General features: G+C 62.9%; 22 protein-coding genes and 2 pseudogenes. 6 read left to right on the top strand and 18 right to left on the bottom strand.

What is annotated here, in order from left to right:
- Positions 1-33: 33 nt before the first annotated feature.
- The 7 genes from ACK2SD_RS02055 to ACK2SD_RS02025 all read right to left on the bottom strand — a co-directional run bounded on the left by ACK2SD_RS02055 (position 34) and on the right by ACK2SD_RS02025 (position 8,886).
- Positions 34-3,051: a sarcosine oxidase subunit alpha gene (locus ACK2SD_RS02055; protein WP_412461236.1), complete on the bottom strand. Its 3,018-nt coding sequence runs from the start codon at positions 3,049-3,051 to the stop codon at positions 34-36.
- Positions 3,048-3,383, bottom strand: coding sequence for a sarcosine oxidase subunit delta (locus tag ACK2SD_RS02050; RefSeq protein ID WP_039581290.1), 336 nt, complete (start codon positions 3,381-3,383; stop codon positions 3,048-3,050). Before ACK2SD_RS02050 ends, ACK2SD_RS02055 begins: the two co-directional genes overlap by 4 nt.
- A gap of 14 nt (positions 3,384-3,397) precedes the next feature.
- The gene (locus tag ACK2SD_RS02045) at positions 3,398-4,648 is read right to left on the bottom strand and encodes a sarcosine oxidase subunit beta family protein (protein ID WP_029615229.1); all 1,251 of its coding nucleotides are present in this window, start codon (positions 4,646-4,648) and stop codon (positions 3,398-3,400) included.
- A gap of 15 nt (positions 4,649-4,663) precedes the next feature.
- Positions 4,664-5,917 (bottom strand): serine hydroxymethyltransferase, encoded by a 1,254-nt coding sequence (locus ACK2SD_RS02040; protein WP_412461235.1) that lies wholly within the window; start codon positions 5,915-5,917, stop codon positions 4,664-4,666.
- Between the two features lie 128 nt (positions 5,918-6,045).
- Positions 6,046-7,257, bottom strand: coding sequence for an MFS transporter (locus ACK2SD_RS02035; protein WP_412461234.1), 1,212 nt, complete (start codon positions 7,255-7,257; stop codon positions 6,046-6,048).
- Entirely contained in the window at positions 7,254-8,570 is a 1,317-nt protein-coding gene (locus ACK2SD_RS02030; protein WP_412461233.1) for a hypothetical protein, read from the bottom strand. The genes ACK2SD_RS02035 and ACK2SD_RS02030 overlap by 4 nt, the downstream gene beginning before the upstream one ends.
- 49 nt (positions 8,571-8,619) lie before the next feature.
- Positions 8,620-8,886, bottom strand: a complete 267-nt coding sequence (locus ACK2SD_RS02025; protein ID WP_412461232.1) for an XRE family transcriptional regulator — start codon at positions 8,884-8,886, stop codon at positions 8,620-8,622.
- A 296-nt stretch (positions 8,887-9,182) separates the two neighbouring features.
- On the opposite strand from ACK2SD_RS02025, the gene ACK2SD_RS02020 reads away from it, so the two are divergent.
- Both ACK2SD_RS02020 and ACK2SD_RS02015 read left to right on the top strand, forming a co-directional pair.
- Entirely contained in the window at positions 9,183-10,238 is a 1,056-nt protein-coding gene (locus ACK2SD_RS02020) for a low specificity L-threonine aldolase (protein ID WP_342650278.1), read from the top strand.
- Between the two features lie 165 nt (positions 10,239-10,403).
- On the top strand, positions 10,404-10,862 hold the full coding sequence (locus ACK2SD_RS02015) for a hypothetical protein (RefSeq protein ID WP_412461231.1): 459 nt from the start codon (positions 10,404-10,406) through the stop codon (positions 10,860-10,862).
- 29 nt (positions 10,863-10,891) lie between these two features.
- On the opposite strand, the pseudogene ACK2SD_RS02010 reads toward ACK2SD_RS02015, so the two are convergent.
- The 3 genes and pseudogenes from ACK2SD_RS02010 to ACK2SD_RS02000 form a co-directional block, all read right to left on the bottom strand.
- Positions 10,892-11,296: pseudogene (locus ACK2SD_RS02010) on the bottom strand (integrase core domain-containing protein); the annotation flags it as partial.
- Between the two features lie 83 nt (positions 11,297-11,379).
- A complete protein-coding gene (locus ACK2SD_RS02005) occupies positions 11,380-11,682 on the bottom strand; it encodes a cell division protein ZapA (RefSeq protein WP_412461230.1) in 303 nt (100 codons plus the stop codon).
- Positions 11,679-11,909: a hypothetical protein gene (locus ACK2SD_RS02000; protein WP_029614877.1), complete on the bottom strand. Its 231-nt coding sequence runs from the start codon at positions 11,907-11,909 to the stop codon at positions 11,679-11,681. The genes ACK2SD_RS02005 and ACK2SD_RS02000 overlap by 4 nt, the downstream gene beginning before the upstream one ends.
- 236 nt (positions 11,910-12,145) lie before the next feature.
- On the opposite strand from ACK2SD_RS02000, the pseudogene ACK2SD_RS01995 reads away from it, so the two are divergent.
- A pseudogene (locus ACK2SD_RS01995) lies at positions 12,146-12,895 on the top strand (MCP four helix bundle domain-containing protein); the annotation flags it as partial.
- Positions 12,896-12,925: 30 nt separating this feature from the next.
- Complete coding sequence (locus tag ACK2SD_RS01990) at positions 12,926-13,798, top strand: methyl-accepting chemotaxis protein (RefSeq protein WP_412462375.1); 873 nt, start codon at positions 12,926-12,928, stop codon at positions 13,796-13,798.
- Between the two features lie 111 nt (positions 13,799-13,909).
- On the opposite strand, the gene gbcB is transcribed toward ACK2SD_RS01990, so the two are convergent.
- Positions 13,910-15,010: a glycine-betaine demethylase subunit GbcB gene (gene gbcB / locus ACK2SD_RS01985; RefSeq protein ID WP_029614881.1), complete on the bottom strand. Its 1,101-nt coding sequence runs from the start codon at positions 15,008-15,010 to the stop codon at positions 13,910-13,912.
- Between the two features lie 296 nt (positions 15,011-15,306).
- Between gbcB and gbcA the strand changes: the two genes are divergently transcribed.
- A complete protein-coding gene (gbcA, locus tag ACK2SD_RS01980; RefSeq protein ID WP_029614882.1) occupies positions 15,307-16,599 on the top strand; it encodes a glycine-betaine demethylase subunit GbcA in 1,293 nt (430 codons plus the stop codon).
- 712 nt (positions 16,600-17,311) lie between these two features.
- Here gbcA and ACK2SD_RS01975 read toward each other — a convergent pair.
- The 6 genes from ACK2SD_RS01975 to ACK2SD_RS01950 form a co-directional block, all read right to left on the bottom strand.
- A complete protein-coding gene (locus tag ACK2SD_RS01975) occupies positions 17,312-18,082 on the bottom strand; it encodes an electron transfer flavoprotein subunit beta (protein WP_317871375.1) in 771 nt (256 codons plus the stop codon).
- A 9-nt stretch (positions 18,083-18,091) separates the two neighbouring features.
- Positions 18,092-19,324, bottom strand: a complete 1,233-nt coding sequence (locus tag ACK2SD_RS01970) for an electron transfer flavoprotein subunit alpha/FixB family protein (RefSeq protein ID WP_412461229.1) — start codon at positions 19,322-19,324, stop codon at positions 18,092-18,094.
- Positions 19,324-21,279, bottom strand: coding sequence for a dimethylglycine demethylation protein DgcB (gene dgcB, locus ACK2SD_RS01965; RefSeq protein ID WP_412461228.1), 1,956 nt, complete (start codon positions 21,277-21,279; stop codon positions 19,324-19,326). The genes ACK2SD_RS01970 and dgcB overlap by 1 nt, the downstream gene beginning before the upstream one ends.
- Before the next feature lie 198 nt (positions 21,280-21,477).
- The gene (gene dgcA / locus ACK2SD_RS01960) at positions 21,478-23,538 is read right to left on the bottom strand and encodes a dimethylglycine demethylation protein DgcA (protein WP_039581311.1); all 2,061 of its coding nucleotides are present in this window, start codon (positions 23,536-23,538) and stop codon (positions 21,478-21,480) included.
- A gap of 15 nt (positions 23,539-23,553) precedes the next feature.
- On the bottom strand, positions 23,554-24,084 hold the full coding sequence (locus ACK2SD_RS01955) for a DUF5943 domain-containing protein (protein WP_021782648.1): 531 nt from the start codon (positions 24,082-24,084) through the stop codon (positions 23,554-23,556).
- A gap of 76 nt (positions 24,085-24,160) precedes the next feature.
- Entirely contained in the window at positions 24,161-25,138 is a 978-nt protein-coding gene (locus ACK2SD_RS01950) for a dipeptidase (protein WP_039581315.1), read from the bottom strand.
- A gap of 285 nt (positions 25,139-25,423) precedes the next feature.
- Here ACK2SD_RS01950 and ACK2SD_RS01945 point away from each other — a divergent pair, with 285 nt between their 5' ends.
- Positions 25,424-25,825, top strand: a complete 402-nt coding sequence (locus ACK2SD_RS01945) for a lysozyme inhibitor LprI family protein (RefSeq protein ID WP_039581316.1) — start codon at positions 25,424-25,426, stop codon at positions 25,823-25,825.
- A 30-nt stretch (positions 25,826-25,855) separates the two neighbouring features.
- Here ACK2SD_RS01945 and ACK2SD_RS01940 read toward each other — a convergent pair whose 3' ends face one another.
- Positions 25,856-26,812 (bottom strand): GlxA family transcriptional regulator, encoded by a 957-nt coding sequence (locus ACK2SD_RS01940; protein ID WP_412461227.1) that lies wholly within the window; start codon positions 26,810-26,812, stop codon positions 25,856-25,858.
- Between the last annotated feature and the right edge of the window lie 25 nt (positions 26,813-26,837).

Raw genomic sequence — 26,837 nt, 5'->3', positions numbered from 1 at the left:
TCCCACAGGGTCCGGTGCGGTCTTCCAAAGTCCTTAGACGTTCTGCCGCTCACCCTTCGGATCGAAGAACACCGAAGACACAATCTCCGCCTCGATCACGCTGCCATCGGCCTGCGGCGAGTAGACACGCTCGCCCATGCGCTTGAGGCCGCCCTTGACCACACCCATGGCGAACGAATAGCCCAGGGAGTTGGCTTTGTAGCTGGAGGTGACGTGGCCGACCATGTCCATCGGGATGGGCTGCTTGGGATCGAACACCAACTGGGCGCCTTCGGGCAGCCAGACATTCGGGTCCACCGGCTTGAGGCCGACCAGTTGCTTGCGGTTCTCGCGCACGCAGTCTTCACGGTTCATGCCACGCAGGCCGATCCACGAGTACGGCTTGTTGCGGCCCACGCACCAGCTCATGTTCAGGTCGTCCGGGGTCATCGAGCCGTCGGTGTCCTGACCGACGATGATGAAGCCCTTCTCGGCGCGCAGTACGTGCATGGTCTCGGTGCCGTACGGGGTCAGGTTGTATTTCTTGCCTGCCTCGATGATCTGTTCCAGCACGCCCATGGCGTAGTTGGCCTGCACGTTGATTTCGTACGACAGCTCACCGGTGAAGGAGATGCGGAACACCCGAGCCGGTACACCGCCGACGTTGCCTTCCTTCCAGGTCATGAACGGGAAGGCTTCCTTGTCCATGTCGATGTCGGTCAGCTCGCTGAGCAGCTTGCGGCTGTTCGGACCGGACAGGGTCATGGTGGCCCAGTGGTCGGTGACCGAGGTGAAGTACACCTTCAGGTCAGGCCATTCGGTCTGGTGGTACAGCTCCAGCCACTGCAGGACGCGGGCGGCGCCGCCGGTGGTGGTGGTCATGATGAAGTGGTTCTCGCCGACGCAGGCGGTGACGCCGTCGTCGAAGACCATGCCGTCTTCCTTGCACATCAAGCCGTAACGGGCCTTGCCCACATCCAGCTTGGTCCAGGCGTTGGTGTACACGCGGTTGAGGAACTCGCGCGCATCCGCGCCCTGGATGTCGATCTTGCCCAGGGTCGAGGCGTCGAGGAAGCCGACGCTGTCGCGCACGGCCTTGCACTCGCGGGCCACGGCGGCATGGATATCTTCACCGGCCTTGGGGAAGTACCACGGACGCTTCCACTGGCCCACGTCCTCGAACTCGGCGCCGTTCTTCACGTGCCAGGCGTGCAGGGCGGTGAAGCGTACGGGCTCGAACAGGTGGCCACAGTGACGACCCGCTACCGCGCCGAAGGTCACCGGCGTGTAGTTGGGGCGGAACATGGTGGTGCCCATCTGCGGGATGGTGATGCCCATCGAACGGGCGGCGATAGCCAGGCCGTTGATGTTGCCCAGCTTGCCTTGGTCGGTACCGAAGCCCAGCGCGGTGTAGCGCTTGACGTGCTCGACCGACTCGAAGCCTTCGCGGGTGGCCAGCTCGATGGCTGCAGCAGTGACGTCGTTCTGCTGGTCGACGAACTGCTTGGGCGCACGGGCGGTGCCCTTGTCGTGCGGCACCTGGAACAGCGCCACGGTGGCGTCTTCCTTGCGCGACACGGTTTTCGGCAGGGTGCCGACGGTGGCCTTGAAGCCGGCCTCGGTGGCTGCGCGCACGCCGCCTTCGAAGCCATCGGCAATGGCATCGCCCAGCGGGTACACGCCGTTGATGCCGCCGACGCATTCGCGTTTCTGCGGAGCATTGCCCGGCACGAAGCCGAGAATGTCGTCACGCCACACCGGGCGACCGCCCAGGTGCGAGGCCAGGTGAACCACCGGGCTGTAGCCGCCGGAAGTGGCGATCAGGTCGCACTCGAGGGTTTCGCCTGGGCTGGTGACCTTGTGCGCCTGCACATCGATGGCCGCCACGCGGGCACCAGTGACGTGCTTGCTACCCTTGGCTTCGATCACGGCACTGGAGGTGAGGATACGGATGCCCTTGGCACGTGCTTCCTCGACCAGCGAACCGCGTGGGTTGTGGCGTGCATCGGCGATGGCGACCACTTGCAGGCCGGCATCGTGCCAGTCCAGCGCAGTGCGGTAGGCATGGTCGTTGTTGGTCGACAGCACCAGCTTACGGCCCGGCGCCACGCCATAGCGGCGTACGTAGGTGGAGACCGCACCGGCCAGCATGTTGCCCGGCACGTCGTTGTTGCCGTACACCAGCGGACGCTCGTGGGCGCCGGTGGCCAGGACCACGCGCTTGGCCCGCACGCGGTGCACGCGATGGCGCACTTGGCCGATCGGCGCGCGGTCGCCGAGGTGATCGGTGAGGCGCTCGTGAATGGTCAGGAAGTTGTGGTCGTGGTAGCCGTTGACCGTGGCGCGCGGCAGCAGGGTCACTTCCGGCAGGCCTTCGAGCTCGTTGACCACGCTGGCGACCCACTCGGCAGCGGGTTTGCCGTCGAGGGTTTCGCGGGTGTCGAGCAGGCTGCCACCGAACTCTTCCTGCTCGTCGGCCAGGATCACCCGGGCACCGCTGCGCGCAGCGGCCAGGGCAGCGGCCAGGCCCGCCGGGCCGGCACCGACGATCAGCACGTCGCAGTGCTGGTTCATGTAATCGTAGCTGTCCGGATCGTTCTGCAGCGGCGCCCGGCCAAGACCGGCGGCTTTACGGATGTACTTCTCGTAGGTCATCCAGAACGACTTGGGATACATGAAGGTTTTGTAGTAGAAGCCCGGCGGCATCATGCTGCCGCCCACCTTGCCGAGGATGCCCATGACGTCGTTGTTGACGTTCGGCCAGCCGTTGGTGCTGGTGGCCACCAGGCCCGAATACAGCGCCTGCTGGGTGGCACGCACGTTGGGGATCTGGGTGGCTTCGCTGGCGCCGATCTGCAGGATGGCGTTCGGCTCTTCGGTACCGGCCGCGATGATGCCGCGCGGGCGCGAGTACTTGAAGCTGCGCCCGACGATGTCGACGCCGTTGGCCAGCAGCGCAGCGGCCAGGCTGTCGCCGGCATAACCCTGGTAGGTCTTGCCGTTGAAGGTGAAGTTCAGCACCTTGCTGCGGTCGATACGGCCGCCGCTGGCGAGGCGATAGGTCTGGCTCATACGTTGACTCCCCGTTCGTTTACGGCCGCCGAGCGCTCAGGTGTGTGTTCGCGGGCGCTGACCTGCGGCTTCTCGCCAATCTTGTAGGTTTCCAGGATCTCGTAGGTCTCGGTGTTGCGGGTGACGTTGAAGTACTGACGGCAGCCGGCAACGTGATCCCACAGCTCATGGTGAATACCGCGCGGGTTGTCACGGTAGAACATGTAGGTGCCCCATTCCTGGTCTGAGCAGGCGTTGGGGTCCAGCGGACGGGCGATGTGCGCCTGGCCCGAGGCGTGGAACTCTTCTTCGGAGCGCAGCTCGCCGCAGTGGGGACAGAAGATATACAACATGACGGTGTCTCCGGTTAGTGGGCGACGGCAGCAGCGCCGTGTTCGTCGATCAGTGCGCCGTTGTAGAAACGGTCCATGGAGAACGGCGCGGCCAGCGGGTGCATTTCGCCCTTGGCCAGGCTCGCAGCGAAGACGTTGCCCGAACCCGGGGTCGCCTTGAAGCCGCCCGTCCCCCAACCGCAGTTGAAGAACAGGTTCTTGACCGGGGTCTTGGTGATGATCGGGCAGGCGTCCGGCGAGGTGTCGACGATGCCGCCCCATTGGCGGTTCATGCGCACGCGCGACAGGTTGGGGAACATCTCGACGATGGCCTGCAGGGTGTGCTCGATCACCGGGTACGAGCCGCGCTGACCGTAGCCGACCCAGCTGTCGATACCGGCACCGATCACCAGGTCGCCCTTGTCGGACTGGCTGATGTAGCCGTGCACGGCGTTGGACATGATCACGCTGTCGATGATCGGCTTGATCGGCTCGGAGACCAGTGCTTGCAGCGGGTGCGACTCCAGCGGCAGGCGGAAGCCGGCCAGCTTGGCCATGTGTCCGGAGTTACCGGCGGTGACCACGCCGACGCGCTTGGCGCCGATGAAGCCCTTGCTGGTCTCGACGCCGATCACGGCGCCGTTTTCCTTGCGGAAACCGGTCACTTCGGTCTGCTGGATCAAGTCCACGCCCAAGGCGTCGGCGGCACGCGCATAGCCCCAGGCCACGGCATCGTGACGGGCCACGCCGCCCCGGCGCTGTACGGTGGCGCCGAGGATCGGGTAGCGGGTGTTCTTGGAGCAGTCCAGGTACGGGATCTCGGCCGCCACCTGGGCGGTATTGAGCAACTCGCCGTCCACGCCGTTGAGGCGGTTGGCACTGACGCGGCGCTCGGAGTCACGCATGTCCTGCAGGGTGTGGCACAGGTTGTAGACGCCGCGCTGGGAGAACATCACGTTGTAGTTGATGTCCTGGGACAGGCCCTCCCACAGCTTCATGGCGTGCTCGTAGAGGTGCGCCGACTCGTCCCACAGGTAGTTGGAACGCACGATGGTGGTGTTACGGGCGGTGTTGCCGCCGCCCAGGTAACCCTTTTCGATCACCGCCACGTTGGTGATGCCGTGTTCCTTGGCCAGGTAATAGGCCGTGGCCAGGCCATGGCCGCCACCGCCGACGATGACCACGTCGTACACCTTTTTCGGCGTCGGCGTGCGCCACATGCGCTGCCAGTTCTCGTGGTGGCTGAGGGAGTGCTTGAGAAGGCCGAAGCCCGAGTAACGTTGCATGGTGTGGGACTCCACTCAGCGGTAAACAGGGAAATCTGCGCACAGCGCCGCGACGTTCTTCGCCACATCGGCTTCCACGTCAGCGTCGCCGAGGTTGTCGAGGATGTCGCAGATCCAGCCGGCCAGGGCCACGCACTGGGCGACCTTGAAGCCGCGAGTAGTGACGGCCGGGGTGCCGATACGCAGGCCCGAGGTCACGAACGGCGATTGCGGGTCGTTCGGCACGGCGTTCTTGTTGACGGTGATGTGCGCGCGGCCCAGGGCAGCGTCGGCGTCTTTGCCGGTGAGGCCCTGGCGAATCAGGCTGACCAGGAACAGGTGGTTGTCGGTACCGCCGGAGACCACGTCATAGCCACGGTCGATGAACACCTGGGCCATGGCCTGGGCGTTTTCGATCACTTGCTTCTGGTAGCTCTTGAACTCAGGCTCCAGCGCTTCCTTGAAGCACACGGCCTTGGCCGCAATCACGTGCATCAGCGGGCCGCCCTGAGCGCCGGGGAAGACCGCAGCGTTGAGCTTCTTCTCGATCTCTTCGTTGGACTTGGCCAGGATCAGGCCGCCACGTGGACCGCGCAGGGTCTTGTGGGTGGTGGTGGTGACCACGTCGGCGAAGGGAATCGGGTTCGGGTACAGGCCAGCGGCAACCAGACCGGCGACGTGGGCCATGTCGACGAACAGCAGCGCACCGACCTTGTCGGCGATGGCGCGGAAGCGTGGGAAATCGAGGGTCTTGGAGTAGGCCGAGAAGCCGGCGACGATCATCTTCGGCTTGTGCTTGACGGCCAGGCGCTCGACCTCGTCGTAGTCGATCAGGCCGGTGTTGGTGTCGATACCGTACTGCACGGCGTTGTACAGCTTGCCCGAGGACGACACCTTGGCGCCGTGGGTCAGGTGACCGCCGTGGGCCAGGCTCATGCCCAGGATGGTGTCGCCGGCCTGCAGCAGCGCCAGGTACACGGCACCGTTGGCCGACGAGCCGGAGTGCGGCTGGACGTTGGCGTAGTCGGCGCCGAACAGCTGTTTGGCGCGCTCGATGGCCAGCGCCTCGACCTTGTCGACGTGCTCGCAGCCGCCGTAGTAACGCTTGCCTGGATAGCCTTCGGCGTATTTGTTGGTCAGGCCGCTGCCTTGGGCCTGCATCACACGCTTGCTGGTGTAGTTCTCCGAGGCGATCAGCTCGATGTGATCTTCCTGGCGCTGTTCCTCGGCATTCATCGCCGCCAGCAGTGCGTCGTCGTAACCCTGGATCTGGTCTTGCTTGCTGAACATCGTGTCTCTCCCGGCAGCGATCATTTTTTGTTGGGAGGGTTCAATGACCCTTTGCGGCGATGGTATGGCCGGGCCGTTGTACACAGATGCCTGCGCGCGCCTTGCAATGGCGCGTTTACGACATTGCTTCATCGCCCATCGACAGGCATGCAGGGCGAGGGATCGATTACCGGTCGCGAGCCCGCCTGAGCGCGAACCTTCCAGGCCCCCAGCACGCTGATGGCAATGGCCGCGAGCAGCAGAACAGAGAGGCTGCGCGCCTGTTCGCCGAGCAGGTAGAGGGTCACGCCCACCACAGGCAGCACGGCCTGGTTCATCAACACCATCAGCGAGGACACACTCGCCAGGCGCTCGACCGGCACCAGGCGAATGCGCAGGCCACGACAGAAGTTGGTCATGAACACCTTGCCGGCGATGTTCAGGGCGTACAGCACGAGAAAACCAGGCAAGTAGGCCTGGGACAGGATCATCAGGGCACTGGCCAGCACCGTCAGCAGCGCCGCGGCACTGAACAGCCGCAGCGCCGGCACGGCGGCGGCCAGGCGCGGGTAGAGCAAGGTCGCGGCCACCCCGCAGATTCCCGCGCAGACATCGACGAAGGCGAAGTACTCGATGGGCAACTGCATGGCACGGTCGATCAAACTCACCGCGCCCGCCTCCACCAGTCCGTCGAAGGCATTGTTGCCGACGGCCAGGACCACCGAGCTGACCAGCACCGGCGTCGACAGGATCAGCTTCAGGTTGCCCGGCCCAGGCGCTGTGGCGTCGGGCGCACCTTTGCCGCGATTGTCCGGCACCACCCGGCTAAAGGCGTAGCACAGGGCGTTGCTGACATACAGCACAGCCGCAAGCAGCAACAAGGCTTCAACGCCAGCGGCGTAGCAGAGGAATCCGCACAGCGGCCCGGTGACCATTGCCAGTTGATCGATGCGACAGAGCAGGTTCACATCCCGATCCACGTCGCGGCTGACCAGGGCGATCATCTTTTCGTAGGCAATCAGGCTCTGCGCATTGCCGATCGCGACCAACCCACTCAACAGTCCGCCGAGCAGCGTCACGGTCAAAGCGTCCGGCGCCGCACTGAGCATCAGCACCACGCACAGGCACCCTGCACACTTCAGCACATCCGACAGCACCGAGACCTTGCGCACACCCCAGCGGTCGATGGAGCGGCCGACCAGCGGCGTCACCCCTATTCGGGGCAGCCACGTCATGGCGTATGCCAGGCCCGACCACGCCAGGCTGGCGGTATGGGCGTAGACCATCACCGGCAGGAGGAACACCAGCAAGGCGTCGGCGCTAAGGACCAGCAGCAGGAGCAGTGACAGCGAGCGGGTCATGGTTCCGACGCAGCGCGCGCGGCCTGGGTCAGGATGACCTTGACCTGCCGCCCGGTCACCTGGTCGGTCACCAGCACCGCCTTGGGCGTCTGGGCTGCTGGCGCGATCGCGGCGAGCCGTTTCTGCACCTCGGCCAGCGCTTCCAGATAGCCCAGCGAAGCCAGCGTCGAGTTGGGCGTCAGTACAGGGTAAGGCCTAGCACTCAACGGCCAGTCGATGACATCGTTACCCGGCTCATAGGCGTTGGCATCATCGAGGTAGAACACCGGGCGGTTCAGGGTGAACACGTGGGTCATGTCGAACAGCGCATGCGCTACCCCGCAGGGAATGATCAGCTCCATTTCAGGATCCGGACGAAACTCATGCCACTCTTCCTGATGCAGGGTAGGAGAGCCTGCGCGCACATCCACCAGCTTCAACCTGATCGACTGGCTGGGTGAACCCAGGAAGGTCAGGTGGTCTTCCTGCCCGAGATGGATGCCGAACGAGTCGAAGCTGTAGGGTTGCGTCCCATGATCGACGATGTAGAAAGGCGACGGTCCCATGACCGGAACGATACGGCTATGTTCACCAGTACGTACCGATCCATGCCGCTTGAACTCGACCCCGTGAATACGTGACACGGGAAAGCTCGAAGCCTCTGTTGCGGGACTCACGACAGGTTGCAACATGAGCTGGACGTGCTCGCCAGTGTCCAGGATGAACTGCCGGGTTTCCGCGTGGGACACCTCGCCGGCGGACATGATCGAGCGTTGCAACACTGCTAATTGGTAGTACACCCGGTTCGCGGCAGGCTCGCACATCGGGGTCACCCCCTCCACGGTCGCAGGATCAGTGTCCAGGGGGAGATTGACGATGTCGTGTTCAGGCGTCCAGCCGAGAGTCGGTTGCAGGAGCGACGCCAAGGGCGGCAGGAATACGTCATAGGCATTAAGCGTCGACACACCCTCCAACCCGCTGAACGTATGGGCCACACCGGGCGGAATGACCAGTGTCCTGCTGGAAGCAGGTGAAAACCGTAGAGACAGCGAGGCCCTGAACGTAGGCGACGCGTTTCGGCAGTCGATGAACTTGGCGTGAATGACCTTATGCGTATCGCCCAGAAATGTCAGAACATCTTGCTGCGCCAGATGAATACCGAATTGCCCATAGTCGAATTGCGCTTGCCCGTGGGTGACAATATTCACCGGGCGGGTCGTGGCGAACGGCACCACGAATGACTCGGTACTGCCATTGCCCAGACGCCAGCGGTCGAACCACTGTAAACCTTGGATATTCATCCGTGCGTTCATCGCATCACATTCGGCCTGCATGGGCCACCTCCCAAAAAAAGCCAGGCGCCTCTCGACGCCTGGCAACTTTTTAGATAGCCACTACCCGGGCACTCAAGCCAGCCTCCTGCGCGCTGCGCAGCAGCGATTGCAAACTGGATGTGTCGAGCGTTTTATAGTGATCTTGCGCCGCTGCAGATTTTATGCCGGCCAAGTAAGCCAATGAGTCAAAGGCCCGGCCAAGCCTATCCTGCGTGGTTTCCATCATGGCAATGAATGCGTTGGCATGCACAACTTGGCCATCAACTACTGTAGGTTTAACTTCATAGAACTCAGCCACCTCAGATGCTTCGATCATGAGTGTTCTCCAATACAGAATCATTATGGAAGTGCCGTCGCCGGCCTATTGATACTTGGAGAGAAATTAGAATTCGTCAAATGCGAACCCTCTAAGAAGCGCTCAAAAAACCTACGTCTGATTATTTTAATTAATCTCTGAAAGAAACTTCTTACACATCTGAAAGAGGCTTCCTGTTTTTGTTTACGGACAGCGTCAATCGCCTGCTCGCAACGGTTCCCCGCACCAACACCGCTATAGCCCTGACCAGAAACTTCGCTACAGTACCGGGGTGCCCACGGTTTACAGGACCTGCCATGACAGACAAGAGCCAACAATTTGCCAGCGACAACTACTCCGGCATCTGCCCCGAAGCCTGGACGGCCATGGCGCAGGCCAATCAGGGCCATCAGCGCGCCTACGGCGACGACCAATGGACCGAGCGCGCCGCCGAGCACTTTCGCACGCTGTTCGAAACCGACTGCGAGGTGTTCTTCGCCTTCAACGGCACCGCCGCCAACTCGCTGGCCCTGGCGTCGCTGTGCCAGAGCTACCACAGCGTGATCTGCTCCGAGACCGCCCACGTGGAGACCGACGAATGCGGCGCGCCGGAGTTCTTCTCCAACGGCTCGAAGCTGCTCACCGCCGCCAGCGTCGGTGGCAAGCTGACCCCCGAATCGATTCGCGAAGTGGCGCTCAAGCGCCAGGACATCCACTACCCCAAGCCACGTGTGGTGACCATCACCCAAGCCACTGAAGTCGGCACCGTCTACCGCCCCGAAGAACTCAAGGCCATCAGCGCCACCTGCAAGGACCTGGGCTTGAACCTGCACATGGACGGTGCGCGCTTTGCCAACGCCTGCGCGTTCCTCGGCTGTTCGCCGGCCGAGCTGACCTGGAAGGCCGGCGTGGATGTGCTGTGTTTTGGCGGGACCAAGAACGGCATGGCCGTGGGCGAAGCGATCCTGTTCTTCAACCGCGAGCTGGCCGAAGACTTCGACTACCGCTGCAAGCAGGCCGGACAGTTGGCGTCGAAGATGCGTTTTCTCTCCGCGCCCTGGGTCGGGCTGCTGGAAGACGGCGCCTGGCTGCGCCACGCCGAGCACGCCAACCAGTGCGCGCAGTTGCTGGCTTCGCTGGTCAGTGATCTGCCGGGGGTCGAGTTGATGTTCCCGGTGGAGGCCAACGGGGTCTTCCTGCAACTGCCGGAGTTCGCCATCGAGGCACTGCGCGCCAAAGGCTGGCGCTTCTACACCTTCATCGGTAGCGGCGGGGCGCGGTTCATGTGCTCGTGGGATACCGAGGAACAGCGGGTGCGTGAACTGGCGGCGGACATCCATAGCATCATCGATGTCGAAAAGCTGCCGAGCTGAACAACCGTGCTTGAAAAGGGTCGTCAAACGGCCCTTTTCGTTGCTCCATGGACGCCATTTCACGCAACCAGTCTCAATTTGAAACTGTCATTTTTAACAGTTCAACGACGCGCCTCCTTCCGGTAGGGTCCACTTGCAAGCCCACCCAACCCAGGAGTTTTTAAAATGAGCACTATTGTAAAAATTGCGGGTCATCAAGACAGGTTTGAAAATGGCGAAACGCTGGATGAAATTCTTCGCATCAAGCCTTGGGACCATGTTCAAGTCAATGACAAAATGGTTTTTGTAACCCAAACATCTTTCCACTCATCCAGTGACTCAAGCGAAAACAGTGAGTTTCACATCATCAGTGACAAAGGACCATTCACTTACAACAAAGACAACACCCCAAAAACAGCTCCCCACAAAAAGCTCAACTTCAGCGTCCAACTCGATTACCCTGGTGGCTCAGACACCGTGTCTAATCCCGCTGCACAAAACCTGTTCAAAAACGCACCCGCTCATACACTGGTTGAATACAATGGCAATTCGTACTACATCGACCATAGGCTGTTAATTTGGGAGTTTGGCCATGAGTTTCACTGGGTTATCACCGTGACAAATGCAACGTCCGCAAGTGTCTAATCCTGAAATAGGTTTACACCTGCTCAGGCCTAAAACGCCCGGTACAGCGTAGCGGGCGTTTTATTTTTCAAGGCCCTGTGAGGCCAGTCCATATTGCAGATCTGCACGGCCTCGTCATCCCTTTGCCTTGCTTGCTCTAAATCTTCGGAACTACTCAGCAGCCGCTCAATCTTGAGGATTCCGTTGATTCTCTTGGCCAGCACATTCCGATAGCAGTCACACCCATCAGTCATCGAGCATTGAACCCCATGCCGCTGATGATGTGACTGGTAGAGCGCCGAACAGTATTGAATACCGCGGTCCGAATAATTGCCCCATGGCTGGCGACAACGTCGCTTTTGTAATGTCTGCTTGAACGCTTGTGCCACAGACTCGGCATGCAGATTTTCATCATCGTAGGAGCAAGCATAGCCCTCGATGGGACGCGCAGCGGCCCCGGGTTCTCAGCTTCGCAGCCAACATTGCTGGAGCTGCCTTGCAGCCCATCGCGAACGCCTACAGGGGGCTGGTGCTGCTCTTACTGTTCGGCGATGGTCCGGACGATGGCGTCCACCGTGGCATCGATCTGTGCCTGGGTTCGCTCCAGCGTCTGTTGGTGTTCCTTTTGCAACTCCACCTGTTTCGAGCACAGGTTCAGGGCTGCCAGCACCATCAGCTTGTCACCGATCAGGGTCGGGTACTGACGCTTGGTCTCGTTAAGGGCGGTGTTGAGCATAAGCACTGCCTGCGCCAGGGTTTCCTCCTGGCCTCCGGGCGCCTTGATCGAATAGTCGCTGCCCAGGATCGACACCACGTTGATCGACTGCGAGTGCAGGCTCATGCGCTAACGGCACCTGCGCTGGCACGCTCGACCAAGGCCTGGATGCGGGCGGCGGTGGCGCCGTTCTGCTCTTCCTGCTCCATCAGCGACAGTTGCAGGGTCTCATTTTCTTCCTTGGCCTGGGCCAGTGCCTGGTCGAGCTGCTGGTTCTGCTCGGTCAGTTGCGCGTTCTTGTGCATCAGGTCGGCGACCAGTTGCTCGAGTTGATTCAGGGAAGCTTCCAACATGTGTCTATCTCGGGTTGTTGCAAAGGGCGCACACGATAAAGAAAAGCATGCGCCCCCGCCATTAAAAATCAGGATCGAAGGCTCTCGTTCCGGCACATTGACAGGGTAAGCGGGGTCTTGTTCCGACCTGGGTCAACCGCCCGTCCGTCCAAGCGATTGTAGAAGGCTCATTTTTTTGGCCGATCCTAAAGACTGGTAGTCCGTTACCGATAGGTTTGTAAGACAAATTCTTTCGCATGGACGCGAGCCATCCTTCCGGACTCGACGTCATGTCACTACGTACGCTGAACATCGCGCCGCGCGCACTTCTCGGTTTTTCCCTCATAGGCTTGCTGATGCTGGGCCTGGGTGTTTTTTCACTGCTGCAGATGGGGCATATCCGTCAAGCGGGCGTGAACATCGAACAGATCAACATTCCCAGCATCAAGCTGCTCGACGAACTGACCGCCAACAACCAGCGCCTGCGCACCCTCTCCTACCGCCTGATGGTCGATCGCAACCTGCAGGACGAAACCTTGCGCCTCATGGACGAGCGTAACGCGCAGATCGACAAGGCTCGCGACGCTTATGCGCCGTTGATTCTCGAACCCGGTGAGCGTGCCGCCTTCGACGAACTCGGCCAGGTCCTGGCCCAGTACCGTCAACTGGAAATGCGCCTGCGCGCTTACAGCCAGGCCGATCAGCTCGAAGCGATGCGCGAACTGCTCAACCATGACCTGCTGAGCAACTCCGAGCAGATCAACAAGGCCATGGAAAAGCTCCTTCAGTTCAACGCCACCCAGACCCGCTCGGCCAACGCCGATGCCGCCCAGCAGTACGACCGTGCCTTCATGCTGGTCATCGCGTTGCTGGTGGTCGCCACCGTGCTGATGGTGCTGTTCGCCCTGCTGCTGACCCGCAGCATCGTCAAGCCGATCGACCAGGCCTTGGCGGCCGCCGAGTGGATCGCCAAAGGCGACCTGACCCACGCCATCGACACCGCCGGCACCGACGAGGCCGCGCGCCTGTTGCAGGCCATGGACCAGATGCAGGTGCAGTTGCGCGACACGCTGCAGCAGATCTCCGGCTCCGCTACCCAGCTCGCCTCAGCGGCCGAAGAGCTCAACAGCGTCACCGACGAGAGCGCCCGCGGCCTGGCCCAGCAGAACAACGAGATCCAGCAGGCAGCAACTGCCGTGACCGAGATGACCAGCGCAGTGGAGGAAGTGGCCCGCAACGCCGTGAGCACTTCCGAGGCGTCGGGCGAAGCCAGCCGTTCGGCCGGTGACGGCCGCGACCTGGTGCTGGAGACCGTAAGCGCCATCGAGCGCATGAGCGGCGACGTGCAGAGCACCGCCCGTCTGGTCGAAGACCTGGCCGGGCAATCACGCGATATCGGCAAGGTGCTGGACGTGATTCGCGGCCTGGCCGACCAGACCAACCTGCTGGCGCTGAACGCAGCGATCGAGGCCGCGCGTGCCGGCGAGGCCGGACGTGGTTTTGCGGTGGTGGCCGATGAAGTGCGGGCACTGGCGCATCGCACGCAGCAATCGACCAGCGAAATCGAGCGGATGATCGGCAGCATCCAGGGCGGCACCGAGCATGCGGTGGAGTCGATGCGCACCAGCACCGAACGCGCCGAGTCGACCTTGAACATCGCCCGTGGCGCCGGCCTGGCGCTGGACACCATCGCCAGTGCAGTAGGCCAGATCAACGAGCGCAACCTGGTGATCGCCAGCGCCGCGGAGGAGCAGGCTCAAGTGGCCCGCGAGGTGGACCGCAACCTGGTGAACATCAACGATCTGTCGGTGCAGAGCGCCACCGGTGCCCACCAGACCACGATGGCCAGCGCCGAACTGTCACGCCTGGCCGTCGACCTCAACAGCATGGTTGCCCGTTTCCGCACCTGACGGCAGCGGCAAGCTGCAAGTGGCAAGCTGCAAGAAGAAGCGGGCCGGTGTAGAGCCTGCTTTTTCTTGCAGCTTGTCGCTTGTCGCTTGCGGCTGCCGCGCTACGCGCGGCTAGTAATCGATGCGCACGTCACCCTTGGGCACGCTGCAGCACGAGAGGATGTAGCCTTCGGCTTCGTCTTCCTCGGTGATGCCGCCGTTGTGCTCCATCTCCACTTCACCGCCCAGCTTGAGTACCTTGCAGGTGCCGCAGATGCCCATGCCGCAGGCCTTGGGGATCATCAGGCCGACTTTTGCCGCGGCGGCGTGCACCGTTTCGCCCGGGGCGATGCGGATGCTCTTGTCGCTGCCGATGAACTCCACCAGGTTGAGGTCGGCGGCGTCCACTTCCGGGGCCTCGGCGGCGGCTTCGGCATGCTCGACGGCATCGGCCTTGGCCTCCGGTGGCGTGGCGCCGAACGATTCCTCGTGGTAGTTCTTCATGTCGAAGCCCACGGCTTCGAGCATGCGCTTGACCGCGCTCATGTACGGCGTCGGACCACAGCAGAAAATTTCCCGCTCCAGATAGTCCGGCGCGATCAGCTCCATCAGGCGCTGGTTCAGGTAGCCGCGATAGCCCGCCCACGGCTCGCCCAGACCATGCTTCTCGCAGACGATGTGCAGGCTGAAGTTCGGCACGCGTGAGGCCATCTGCTCCAGCTCGCGGTGGAAGATGATGTCCTTGGGCGAACGGGCGCTGTGCACGAAGACCATGTCGACATTGGCGTTGGTGTCGTAGAACCAGCGCGCCATGGACATCACCGGGGTGATGCCGACACCGCCGGACAGGTAGAGCACCTTGGCCGCCGGGTAGTCGATGGCATTGAACAGACCGACCGGACCGTGCACCGGCAACTCGGCGCCTTCATGCATGGTGTCGTGGAGGAAGTTCGACACCAGCCCGCCCGGCACACGCTTGACGGTGATCGAGAAGCTGTACGGCACCGACGGCGAACTGGAGATGGTGTACGAACGCATCACCGGCTTGCCTTCGATCTCAAGCTCCAGGGTGACGAACTGGCCCGGCTTGAAGAAGAACATGATCGGCTGGTCGGCCATGAAGCAGAAGGTGCGCACGTCCCAGGTCTCCTGGATGACCTTGACGCAGCGCACGATATGGCGGCCGTTGGCCCAGGTCTGGGTGGTGACCGGATTGAGGAAGGTTTCGGACATGTTCATCTCCAGCAGCCGACTATCGGCTTTCTTATGGCTGCGATAATGCTCAAGCCCGATGTGTCGCACATTCCCATCCGCGACATCGGCGTGCTTATCGCGACCAGCCCCGAGACACAAGGGTTGGGGCGTCGGAATTCGATTCGGCCATGTCGCCCATGGATATGGCCCGGCCACGGCGCGAACGCACACTCCACCGCAAATAGAACGGCTGTTTTTCTGCTGATAGCCTTGCGGCAAACACAACAACGATTAGCCACCTTTCGCCGGCCGACAACGGCCTTGAGGATAAAACGATGGACGTCACCGCAACCCTGAGCCTGGGCGATCCACTGGAACCTGCACGCAAGGCCACCGCCGAGATGCTGCAGACCCGCGAGCGCACGTACTCGCTGCCGCAGCCCTTCTACTGCGACGAGCGCCTGTTCCAGATCGACATGCAGGAGATCTTCCACAAAGAGTGGTTGATCGCGGGGATGACCTGCGAGATTCCGGCGAAGGGCAACTACCTCACCCTGCAGATCGGCAAGAACCCGGTGATCGTGATCCGTGGCGCCGAGGGCAAGGTGCACGCCTTCCACAACGTCTGCCGCCATCGCGGTTCGCGCCTGTGCGTCAGCGACAAGGGCAAGGTGGCCAAGCTGGTCTGCCCGTACCACCAGTGGACCTACGAGCTCGACGGCCGCCTGCTGTTCGCCGGCACCGAGATGGGCGCCGACTTCGACATGAATCAGTACGGCCTCAAGCCGATCAACGTGAAGACGGCCGGCGGCTACATCTTCATCAGCCTGGCGGAGAACCCGCCGGCCATCGACGAGTTCCTGGCCACGCTGGACCACTACATGGAACCGTACGACATGGAGAACGCCAAGGTGGCGGTGCAAACCACCTTGATGGAAAAGGCCAACTGGAAGCTGGTGCTGGAAAACAACCGCGAGTGCTACCACTGCAACGGTTCGCACCCGGAACTGCTGAAGACCCTGCTGGAGTGGGACGACACCAACGACCCGCGCGCCAGCCAGGAATTCAAGGACCACGTGGCCGCCTCCGCCGCCGCCTGGGACGCCGAGAAGATCCCGTATCTGCACAAGAGCCACGGCCTGCGTAACCGCATCGTGCGCATGCCGCTGCTCAAGGGCACCGTGTCGATGACCATGGACGGCAAGCAGGCGTGCAAGAAGCTGATGGGCCGGATCAAGAACCCGGACCTGGGCTCGATGCGCATCCTGCACCTGCCGCACTCGTGGAACCACTGCATGGGCGACCACATGATCGTGTTCACCGTGTGGCCGATCAGCGCCCAGGAAACCATGGTCACCACCAAATGGCTGGTGCACAAGGACGCGGTCGAAGGCGTGGACTACGACCCTGAGCAAATGCGCAAGGTGTGGGACGCCACCAACGACCAGGACCGCCGCCTGGCCGAAGAGAACCAGCGCGGTATCAACTCCACTGCCTATCAGCCAGGCCCGTACTCGAAGACCTACGAGTTCGGTGTGGTCAACTTCATCGACTGGTACAGCGATCGCGTGCTGGCCAACCTGGGAGCGGAACCTGCGCCGTACCTGAAGGAAGTGAAGTCGCAGTAAACCTGCGAGGTTGTTGAAAACGCCACGGCCGAGTGATCAGCCGTGGCGTTTTTGTGTGTTGTACAGAGGGTGCGAACAGGTTATCCACAGCTTTAAAAGAAGAAACCTGTGGATACTCGAAACCCATGTAGCCCGAATCGACTGATCATTATTTGATCAAACCCTTGGAAGCCTTTATTCACGTGGGCTTCAGCGTTTATCGAACACCTTGTCCACAGGGACGCCAACAGAAACTGTGGGCATGAATCATGACGCTTCAAATGCGCTGTGGATAATACCCGCTAAGCCCTGTATTTCGGGGGCTATGAGGTGATCGCGAGCAGATTGATCAATTTTTGACCTAATCTATGAAAGCCCCGTCGACCGTGGCTTCCAGCGCTTGCCCAACATATTATCCACAGAGGGATGAACAGCGATTGTGGGAAAGTTGCGGAGGGTCCGAGATGAGTCAGGCTATTGAATGACGCACAGACCTGTACATTTTTTGATCATCGCCCTCCAGCCTTCGTCCGCTCTGGGCTTGAGCAACAAGCGAACACGTTATTCACAGGCTGGCGAACAGTTTCGGGGGACAGTTTGCAGGCGGTGGGGCCTTTGCGCTGATTTCACGTCACGAGATGGCGCAAACCCACTAAATAGCCCGTGAGAGCGGCCCGAAGCCACAAAAAAGGGCCGCAAAGCGGCCCCAGAGTTATTCACAGGCAGATGCGGCTCAGCGCAGCACACCCTCCTCCACCAACAGCTTGAGAATGGCTTCAGCGCCTTCCTGTGGAGAAACGTCCTTGAGCACCTTGCCGCCCCCGCCACTGGCCTTGGCCGTCGCCGCCTTCATACGGTCGGCACCGCTCTTGGCCTTGATCACTTTCAAGCGCTTGGGGCGTGGCCGCGCCGGTTGCAGGGCATCGCCGTCCAACACCTCGTCCTCTACCACCGCAACATCGCGCGCCGCCAGCACACCCCGGCGTGCCGGACCGAACGCGCTCTGCCGTGGCTTGGGCGCAGCGTTATCCACAGTGGCCAGCAACGGCAGGCGCACCTTCAGGCGACGCCGCTGACCGCGCGGCAAGGCTTGCAGCACCTGCGCGGTGCCATTGTCGATCGACTCCACCTCGGCCAGCCCCACCACCAGCGGCCAGCCCAGCTTCTCGGCCAGGAGAAACGGCAGCATGCCAGAGCCTTCGCCGGTTTCGGCCTGGCTGCCGGTCAGCACCAACTGGGCGCCGGCGTCGCGCAGGTAGTCGCCGAGCACGCCGAGCACGTCGGCGCCAGCGGGTTGCTCCAGCACGTCCAGGTGTTCCAGGCCCATGCCCAGGTAGCCGCGCAGCGCCTCCTCGGCGGGGTTACCGGCATGCACCACCTGCAGGTCGTTGCCTGCCAGTTGCAGGCCGAGTTCGACGGCGCGCGAATCCTGCTCGGCGCGACGGGCGCGACCAGAGCTGGGGTGGGCACCGATGGAAACCAGGCTGATGACTTTCGTACTCATGTCGTGCCCTTATGCCGCGTCGCGCTGAGCGCCGCTGCGGAAGTTGTCCACAGCCTCGATCAGGGCCTTGAGAATCGCCGCACTGTCGCCAATCACCGACAGGTCGGCCCGCTTGATCATGTCGCAGCCAGGGTCCATGTTGATGGCCACCACTTTGTCGCAGGCGCCGATGCCTTGCAGGTGCTGGATGGCCCCGGAGATGCCCACGGCCATGTACACCCGCGCCGTGACCCAGGTGCCGGTCGCCCCGACCTGACGGTTGCGCGGCATGAAGCCGTCGTCCACCGCCACCCGCGAAGCGCCTTCGGTGGCGCCCAGCGCCGCCGTGGCCTGGTGGAACAGCGCCCAGTCCTTGACCCCGTTGCCACCGGAGACGATGAACTCGGCCTCGGCCATGGCGATGGCCGCCGGATCCACGGCCACCGGCCCCAAGTCCTCGATGCGCGAAAGGCTACGGGCCACGCCTGTGGACAACGCCACCGGCAAGGCTTCGTGACGGGTTTCGCTGACCGGGTCGGCGCATTCGGCTGCGGCCAGGATCAGGCGCGGCAGGCCGCGTTGCAGGTCCTGCTGACCGGCCCCGGCGCGGCCGATGCACTGGCCGTCCTTGATCTGCCAGACCCGCGTGGCCGGGCGTTCACCCAACGCGGCGCCCAGGCGTCGGCCCAACTCGCCGCCACCGGTGCGGCTATCGGGCAACAGCCAGTGGCGCGGCGCGAACTGGTTATCCACAGCACGCAGGCCTTGAACCAGCTGTTCGGGGGCGTAACCGCTGTAGGCATCGCCTTCGATGACCAGCAAGCGGTCCACCCCGGCGTTGGCGAAGTTGCTTTCCTTGTGTTCACCGAACACCACGGCCAGCACCGCGCCGTCGTTGCCGGCCAGGCTGCGGGCCAGGCCAAGCAGGTCGCGGTCGTGACTGCCCAGGCGGCCACCGACCATGTCCGGTACCACGGTGATGTAGAAGGCAGGATCGGCCACCTGGTGCAGCGGCAACTGCACCTCGGCCGCTGCCGTGCGCCGTGCGCCACCGGCAGTGCCCTGCTGGGCGCCGCTGCGGTCGATACGCTTGAGACCGGCCGGGCCGACGAAGCCGGCTGCCAGTGCGTGAGGGTTCTTGCGCATGAGCCCGTTGGGGCCCATCCAGCGGGTCTGTTGCGTCTGCATCGCGGCGTGCAACGGATGCAGACGGTTACGGGCGATCCACTCGGCGCGTGGGTCGCGGCGGACGATGTCGCTCATCAGTGCACCTCCGCAGGTTCACGTTTGGCCGCAGCCGGTTTGCTGGTCGCTGCTGGCGCTTGTTCTTCGATCAATACGTCGGCGACCAGCTCGGCCAGGTCCTTGATCTGTGGGCGGGGCTCGACCACCCCTTCGAGCATGGCGGTGCACTGCGGACAACCCACCGCCACCAGCTCGGCCTCGGTTTCGCGGATATCGTCCATGCGCATGTCGGGAATCCGCTGCTTGCCGGGAATGTCGGTGATCGGCGCACCGCCGCCACCGCCGCAGCAGCGAGAACGGAAGCCCGAGCGCTGCATCTCGCGCACTTCGATACCGAGCGCCTTGAGCACTTCACGCGGGGCTTCGTACTCGCCGTTGTAGCGCCCCAGGTAGCACGGGTCGTGGTAGGTGACGCTGCCGCCCTTGTGCTGGCCAAGGTTCAGGCGTTTGGCAGCGATCAGTTCGGCGATGTAGGTGCTGTGGTGCTGCACCTGGTAATCGCCGCCCAAAGCGCCGTACTCGTTCTTGAGTACATGGAAGCTGTGGGGGTCGCAGGTGACGATGCGTTGGAACTGGTACTTGGCCAGGGTCTGGATGTTGCGCTTGGCCAACTGCTGGAAGGTCGCCTCGTCGCCCAGGCGACGTGCCACGTCCCCGCTGTCGCGCTCTTCCAGGCCAAGCACGGCGAAGTCCACGCCCGAGGCCTTGAGCACTTTGACGAAGGCGCGCAGGGTGCGCTGGTTGCGCATGTCGAAGGCGCCATCACCCACCCAGAACAGCACCTCGGTGGTCTTCACGTCCGAGAGCAACTTGAGGTTCAAGTCTGCCGCCCAGTTCATCCGACCACCCGGATTGAAACCGCCGGGGTTGTCGGTGGCGATCAGGTTGTCGAGCACCTCGGCCCCCTTGTTCGGGGTCGCGCCCTTCTCCAGGGTGAGGTGACGGCGCATATCGACGATGGCATCGACGTGCTCGATCATCATCGGGCATTCCTCGACGCAGGCCCGGCACGTGGTGCACGACCACAGCGTTTCGGCATCGACCAAGCCGTTGACGATCGGCTGGTGCGGATGGCCGCCGTGCTCGCCGATGGGTTTGCCGGGGTAAGGGCTGCCGGCGAACTTGGCGTCGGTGCCACCGGCCAGGCCGATGACCATGTCCTGAATCAGTTTTTTCGGGTTCAGCGGCTGGCCAGCGGCGAAGGCCGGGCACATGGCCTCGCACTTGCCGCACTGCACGCAGGCGTCGAAGCCCAGCAGTTGGTTCCAGGTGAAGTCCACCGGTTTTTCCACGCCCAGCGGCGCGCTCGGGTCTTCCAGGTCCAGCGGCTTGAGGCCAGTGGAGCGCCCGCCGCCGAAACGTTCGGCGCGGCGGTGCCAGGCCAGGTGCAGGGCACCGGCAAAGGCGTGCTTCATCGGCCCGCCCCAGGTCATGCCGAAGAACAGCTCCGACACGCCCCACAGCACGCCCAGGCCGAGAATGCCGACCATCACCCAGCCGCCGGTGTTGGCCGGCAGGATACCCGCCACCGGCAAGGTGGCGATGAAGAAGCTCGCGGCGAACACCAGCAGGCTCTTGGGCAGACGCATCCACGGGCCTTTGGACAGGCGCGAAGGTGGGTTCAGGCGACGCTTGAAGACGAAGATGGCGCCGCTGAACATGATCACCGTGGCCACCAGCAGGGCGTAGCCGAGGATCTTGCTCTGCAGGCCGAAGCCGTGCACCAGGATCGCCAGCAGCGCCGACAGCACGAAACCACCGGCGGTGGCGACGTGGGTCTTGGACATGTACTTGTCGCGCTCGACCACGTGGTGCAGGTCCACCAGGTAGCGGCGCGGCATGGCCAGCAGGCCGCCGATCAGATCGACCTTCGCAGGCCGACCACGACGCCACATGCTCACACGACGCACGGCGCCGAGCACGGCCAGGCCGAGCGCGGCGAACAGCAGGATGGGTAGAAGGGTGTTCAACATGGCAGGCACCTTTGAGCTGCAAGCTGCAAGCTACAAGCGGCAAGAAGAAGCGGCGTCGCCCCTGCTTCGTGCGTGTATCTTGCAGTCCACCGCTGCGTTACAGAATCATTCCCAAGCAACTCCCAAAAGCTGAGCTGCAAGTGAAGCCCACAGTGGGCGCTTCTCCTTGCAGCTTGCAGCTTGAAGCTTGCCGCTGCTTCAGAAGTCCTTGCACAGGCGCAAGGCATCGTAGATCGCCGCGTGCACGTTGCGCTGGGCCACGCAGTCGCCGATGCGGTACAGCAGGTAACCTTCGCCCGGCTGGCTGAGGATTGGCTGCGGCTGGATCGCAAACAGGGCTTCGATGTCGATCTGGCCTTTGTTGCGCGACCCGTCCTTGAGGCCGTAGTACAGCTCCTCGTCGGGACGCACGCCGTTCTCGATCACCACCTGGTCGACCACCCGCTCTTCCTTGGCCCCGGTGTATTCGTTCTCCAGCACCGCCACCAGCTTGTCGCCTTCGCGGTAGACCTTCTCCAGCATCATGTCCCCGGTCATGATCACTTCCTTGGGGTACATGCTGCGGTAGTAAGTCGGGAAGGTGGTGCCGCCCATGGCCACACCCGGCTTGATGTCGTCGGTGACGATCTCGACCTGGCTGCCTTTGTCGGCGATGAAGTCAGCCACCGACATGCCGGTGAATTCGCAGATGGTGTCGTACACCAGCACGTTCTTGCCCGGCGCGACCTTGCCGTCGAGCACGTCCCAACTGCTCACCACCAGCCCTTCGGCAGCGCCCCAATGGTCGTTCTGCTCGACGAACGGATGACCGCCCACCGCCAGCACGATGATGTCCGGACGCAGGTCCTGGATGGTTGGGATATCCGCCGCAGTGCCCAGACGCAGGTCCACCTTCAGGCGGGCGAACTCCAGTTGATACCAGCGGGTGATACCGGCGATCTGGTCACGCTGCGGCGCCTTGGCGGCGATGGTGATCTGCCCGCCGATCTGCTCGCGCTTCTCGAATACGGTCACGTCGTGGCCACGTTCGGCAGCGACGCGCGCGGCTTCCATACCGGCAGGGCCGGCACCGACCACCACCACCTTGCGCTTGGGCCCGGTGGACTTCTCGATGATGTGCGGCACCCCCATGTACTCACGGGAGGTCGCGGCGTTCTGGATGCACAGCACATCCAGACCTTGGTACTGACGGTCGATGCAGTAGTTGGCGCCGACGCACTGCTTGATCTGGTCGATCTGACCCATCTTGATCTTGGCGATCAGGTGCGGGTCGGCCATGTGTGCACGGGTCATGCCGACCATGTCCACGTAGCCGCCTTCGAGAATGCGCGTGGCCTGGTTCGGGTCCTTGATGTTCTGTGCGTGCAGCACCGGTACCTTGACCACTTCCTTGATGCCAGCGGCCAGGTGCAGGAACGGCTCTGGCGGGTAGCTCATGTTCGGGATGACGTTGGCCAGGGTGTTGTGGGTGTCGCACCCCGAGCCCACCACGCCGATGAAGTCGAGCATGCCGGTGGCATCGTAGTACGCAGCGATCTGCTTCATGTCCTCGTGGCTGAGGCCATCGGGGTGGAACTCGTCACCGCAGATACGCATGCCCACGCAGAAGTCGTCGCCGACCTCCGCGCGCACCGCCTTGAGCACTTCCAGACCGAACTTCATGCGGCCTTCGAAGCTGCCGCCCCACTCGTCGGTCCGCTTGTTGACGCGCGGGCTCCAGAACTGGTCGATCATGTGCTGGTGCACCGCCGACAGCTCGACGCCGTCCAGGCCACCTTCCTTGGCCCGGCGCGCGGCCTGGGCGTAGTTGCCGATCACGCGCCAGATCTCTTCCACCTCGATGGTCTTGCAGGTGGCGCGGTGTACCGGTTCACGGATGCCGGACGGCGACATCAGGGTCGGCCAGTTGAAGCCGTCCCAACGCGAGCGACGACCCATGTGGGTAATCTGGATCATGATCTTGGCGCCATGCTTGTGCATGGCGTCGGCCAGGTTCTGGAAGTGCGGGATGATGCGGTCGGTGGACAGGTTGACCGACGCCCACCACTGCTGCGGGCTGTCGATGGCCACCACCGAGGAACCGCCGCAGATGGCCAGGCCGATGCCGCCCTTGGCCTTCTCTTCGTAGTACTTCACATAGCGATCGGTGGTCATGCCGCCGTCGGTCGCGTAGACCTCGGCGTGCGCGGTGCTGAGCACGCGGTTGCGGATGGTCAGCTTGCCGATCTGGATCGGCTGGAACATTGCTTCGAATGCCATGACGCTCTCTCCGGCTTACAACGGCTTCGTAATGAACAGGCCATCTTCGTGGCCTTCTTCCGATCCGCCGTAGACCTGTTCGGCCACGGTGCGGATCTTGCTGCCGCGGGCAGCGAGAATCTGGTCCATGGCACCGGCGAACCAGCCGGTGAACATGTAGTCGACCTTGCGGCCGCACTTGCCATAGACGTACACGAACGCGGAGTGCTTGAGCTTGACGCTGCAGGTGCCCTTGTCCAAGTCGATGTCCTGGATCTCGAACAGGCCCCAGCCACGCTGGCTCAGGCGCTTCATGTAGTGCTCGAACACCGCGACGCCTTCCAGGCCGTGGCACTCGGCTTCTTTCTCGCACCAGTGCCAGGCCGATTTGTAGCCGGCCTTGTAGAGGATTTCAGCGTAGGCGTCTGCGCCCAGCACTTCCTCGATGCCCATGTGGTTGTTGACGAAGAAGTGGCGCGGCACGTACAGCATCGGCAGGGCGTCGCTGGTCCAGACACCGGTCTCGCTGTCGACTTCGATGGGCAATTGCGGGGCGATCTTGGCCATGGAAACTTAACTCCAGAATTTTTTGTGTTGGATGCCCCAGCGTTATTGGCCGGGGCTTGCAGGCTTGGAGAGCGGCTTATTCGCCCCAGACATCTTTCAGGATGTTCACCCAGTTCTCGCCCATGATCTTGCGCACCACGCGCTCGGAATGGCCGCGTTTGAGCAGGGTCTCGGTGAGGTTGGGGAACTCGCCGACGGTGCGGATCCCCAGCGGGTTGATGATCTTGCCGAAGTTGGTCAGGCGACGGGCGTAGCCCTTGTCGTGGGTCAGGTACTCGAAGAAGTCCTGGCCGTGGCCCTGGGTGAAGTCGGTACCGATACCGATGGCGTCTTCACCAACGATGTTCATGGTGTATTCGATGGCTTCGGCGTAGTCGTCGATGGTCGAGTCGATGCCCTTGGCCAGGAACGGCGCGAACATGGTCACGCCGACGAAGCCGCCGTGGTCGGCGATGAACTTCAGTTCCTCGTCGGACTTGTTGCGCGGGTGCTCCTTGAGGCCCGACGGCAGGCAGTGCGAGTAGCACACCGGCTTCTTCGATTCGAGGATGACTTCTTCGGAGGTCTTGGAGCCGACGTGCGACAGGTCGCACATGATGCCCACGCGGTTCATCTCGGCGACGATCTCGCGACCGAAGCCCGACAGCCCGCCGTCACGCTCGTAGCAGCCGGTGCCCACCAGGTTCTGGGTGTTGTAGCACATCTGCACGATGCCCACGCCCAGTTGCTTGAAGATCTCGACGTAGGCGATCTGGTCTTCGAAGGCGTGGGCATTCTGGAAGCCGAAGAGGATGCCGGTCTTGCCCAGCTCCTTGGCCTTGCGGATGTCGGCGGTGGTACGCACCGGCATCACCAGGTCGCCGTTCTCGCGGATCAGCTTCTGGCTGGCGGCAATCTGGTCGACGGTCGCCTTGAAGCCTTCCCAGACCGACACGGTGCAGTTGGCCGCGGTCAGGCCGCCTTTGCGCATGTCCTCGAACAGCTCGCGGTTCCACTTGGCGATGATCAGGCCATCGATGACGATGCTGTCGGCGTGTAATTCGGCTGGGCTCATCAGGCTGTCCCCTTTTATCGTGAGGCTTGTAATGGGTCGCGCCGAACCAGGTGCCGGCGGTTTGGGGCCAGCATATGCCTGCGGCCTGTGTCGCCTCGGTGCAAAAACGACAGGGGGTTTGCCGAAAGCGTCAAGGCGGCGAACGGCACGCTCTGGCCTGCCGTTGGTCGATGAGAGCGAGTCTCGACAAGGGCGGTCGATGAACATTTTTCGCACCCCCTATCACCCAGCCCGAGGCTGAGCGAGAATCCCTGACGATTCGTCAGTCTGTTCAGGAGAAAACGGATGAAATCAAAGGCATGGCTGGTCCTGCTGTGCGTGGCGCTGGGCGCCCAGGCCGCCGAGGAAGACAGCACGCCCTGCGACAGCGTCGAGAACGACCAGCAGGCCTATGCGTGCGCGACCTATAACAAGCAGACGGCCGAGCGCGAGCTGAAGTCGGCCTACGACGACCTGCTGCAGCGCATCCGCGATCAGTACGCCGACGAGAACGACAAGGCCAGCGCGCTCACGGCGCGCATGGACGCGGCGCAGAAGCTCTGGGCACAACTGCGTGACGCCGACTGCAAGGTCGAGACCTACGCCGAGAAGCCCGGCAGCAAGGCCTTCGAGGCCGCCTGGAACACCTGCTTGGCACAGCGCAGCGACGAGCGCTCGGAGTACCTGCAGTCCATCGGGCAGCAGTGAATGTCCAGCCTGAACCCGCCCCTGCCCGGTTCAGGCCAACGCGGACACCGCCCGCACCAGGCGGTCCTGCCGTGGGCACTGGGCGAAGCGGGCTCTGTAGCAACGGGTGAAATACGACGCCGACTCGAAGCCGCACGCCACCGCCACCTGCAGCACGCCCATGTCGGTCTGGCGCAGCAGTTGCCGTGCCTTGTCCAGGCGCAGGCCTAGGTAGAAACCGCGCGGCGTGTCGTCCAGGTGCACGCGGAACAGGCGCTCCAATTGGCGCCGGGTGACTTGAATCGTCTCGGCCAGCGCCAGGGTGTCCAGCGGCTGCTCGGTATTGCGCTCCATCTCGCCGATCACCTTCACCAGCTTGCGGTTGCGAATGCCGTAGCGCGTGGCGATTTCCATGCGCTGGTGGTCCTGGCGTGGGCGGATGCGCCCGAGCACGAACTGCTCCGACACCTGGATCGCCAGTTCGCTGCCGTGGGCCTGGGCGATCAGATCGAGCATCAAGTCGATGGACGCAGTGCCTCCCGCGCAGGTGATGCGCCGGCGGTCGATCTCGAACAATTCCTGGGTGGCCTGCAGGCGTGGATAACGCTCCTTGAACGCCTCCAGCGCCTCCCAGTGCAAGGTGGCGCGGTAACCGTCGAGCAGACCAGCTTCGGCCAGCACCACCGCGCCGGTGTCGATGCCCCCGAGGATGCCGCCCTCGTGCTCGACCCGCCGCAGCGCCTGCTGCAACACCGGCCCGTGGCAAGCCAGCGGCTCGAAACCGGCCACCACCAACAGCATCGCGCCACGCTCGCTGTCGGCCAGCGCCAGGTCGGCATTGACCGACATGCCATTGCTGGCCTGCACCGGCCCGCCGTCCAGGCTCAGCACCCGCCAGCGATACAGCGCACCGCGAAAGCGGTTGGCCACCCGCAATGGCTCCAGCGCACTGATGAAGCCCAGCGCAGAAAACCCTGGCAAGAGCAGAAACTGGATGGTGTCCGGCATCGCTGACTCCTGGGAGATGGATGGT

This window comes from Pseudomonas sp. SC11 (assembly GCF_047039205.1).
Taxonomy (GTDB): domain Bacteria; phylum Pseudomonadota; class Gammaproteobacteria; order Pseudomonadales; family Pseudomonadaceae; genus Aquipseudomonas; species Aquipseudomonas boreofloridensis.
This window is presented reverse-complemented; position numbering and strand designations above follow the sequence as displayed.

Coding starts and splice junctions, on each gene's coding strand:
- ACK2SD_RS02055 (WP_412461236.1), bottom strand. CDS start 3,051: ATGAGCCAGACCTATCGCCTCGCCAGCGGCGGCCGTATCGACCGCAGC.
- ACK2SD_RS02050 (WP_039581290.1), bottom strand. CDS start 3,383: ATGTTGTATATCTTCTGTCCCCACTGCGGCGAGCTGCGCTCCGAAGAA.
- ACK2SD_RS02045 (WP_029615229.1), bottom strand. CDS start 4,648: ATGCAACGTTACTCGGGCTTCGGCCTTCTCAAGCACTCCCTCAGCCAC.
- ACK2SD_RS02040 (WP_412461235.1), bottom strand. CDS start 5,917: ATGTTCAGCAAGCAAGACCAGATCCAGGGTTACGACGACGCACTGCTG.
- ACK2SD_RS02035 (WP_412461234.1), bottom strand. CDS start 7,257: ATGACCCGCTCGCTGTCACTGCTCCTGCTGCTGGTCCTTAGCGCCGAC.
- ACK2SD_RS02030 (WP_412461233.1), bottom strand. CDS start 8,570: ATGCAGGCCGAATGTGATGCGATGAACGCACGGATGAATATCCAAGGT.
- ACK2SD_RS02025 (WP_412461232.1), bottom strand. CDS start 8,886: ATGATCGAAGCATCTGAGGTGGCTGAGTTCTATGAAGTTAAACCTACA.
- ACK2SD_RS02020 (WP_342650278.1), top strand. CDS start 9,183: ATGACAGACAAGAGCCAACAATTTGCCAGCGACAACTACTCCGGCATC.
- ACK2SD_RS02015 (WP_412461231.1), top strand. CDS start 10,404: ATGAGCACTATTGTAAAAATTGCGGGTCATCAAGACAGGTTTGAAAAT.
- ACK2SD_RS02005 (WP_412461230.1), bottom strand. CDS start 11,682: ATGAGCCTGCACTCGCAGTCGATCAACGTGGTGTCGATCCTGGGCAGC.
- ACK2SD_RS02000 (WP_029614877.1), bottom strand. CDS start 11,909: ATGTTGGAAGCTTCCCTGAATCAACTCGAGCAACTGGTCGCCGACCTG.
- ACK2SD_RS01990 (WP_412462375.1), top strand. CDS start 12,926: ATGGACCAGATGCAGGTGCAGTTGCGCGACACGCTGCAGCAGATCTCC.
- gbcB (WP_029614881.1), bottom strand. CDS start 15,010: ATGTCCGAAACCTTCCTCAATCCGGTCACCACCCAGACCTGGGCCAAC.
- gbcA (WP_029614882.1), top strand. CDS start 15,307: ATGGACGTCACCGCAACCCTGAGCCTGGGCGATCCACTGGAACCTGCA.
- ACK2SD_RS01975 (WP_317871375.1), bottom strand. CDS start 18,082: ATGAGTACGAAAGTCATCAGCCTGGTTTCCATCGGTGCCCACCCCAGC.
- ACK2SD_RS01970 (WP_412461229.1), bottom strand. CDS start 19,324: ATGAGCGACATCGTCCGCCGCGACCCACGCGCCGAGTGGATCGCCCGT.
- dgcB (WP_412461228.1), bottom strand. CDS start 21,279: ATGTTGAACACCCTTCTACCCATCCTGCTGTTCGCCGCGCTCGGCCTG.
- dgcA (WP_039581311.1), bottom strand. CDS start 23,538: ATGGCATTCGAAGCAATGTTCCAGCCGATCCAGATCGGCAAGCTGACC.
- ACK2SD_RS01955 (WP_021782648.1), bottom strand. CDS start 24,084: ATGGCCAAGATCGCCCCGCAATTGCCCATCGAAGTCGACAGCGAGACC.
- ACK2SD_RS01950 (WP_039581315.1), bottom strand. CDS start 25,138: ATGAGCCCAGCCGAATTACACGCCGACAGCATCGTCATCGATGGCCTG.
- ACK2SD_RS01945 (WP_039581316.1), top strand. CDS start 25,424: ATGAAATCAAAGGCATGGCTGGTCCTGCTGTGCGTGGCGCTGGGCGCC.
- ACK2SD_RS01940 (WP_412461227.1), bottom strand. CDS start 26,812: ATGCCGGACACCATCCAGTTTCTGCTCTTGCCAGGGTTTTCTGCGCTG.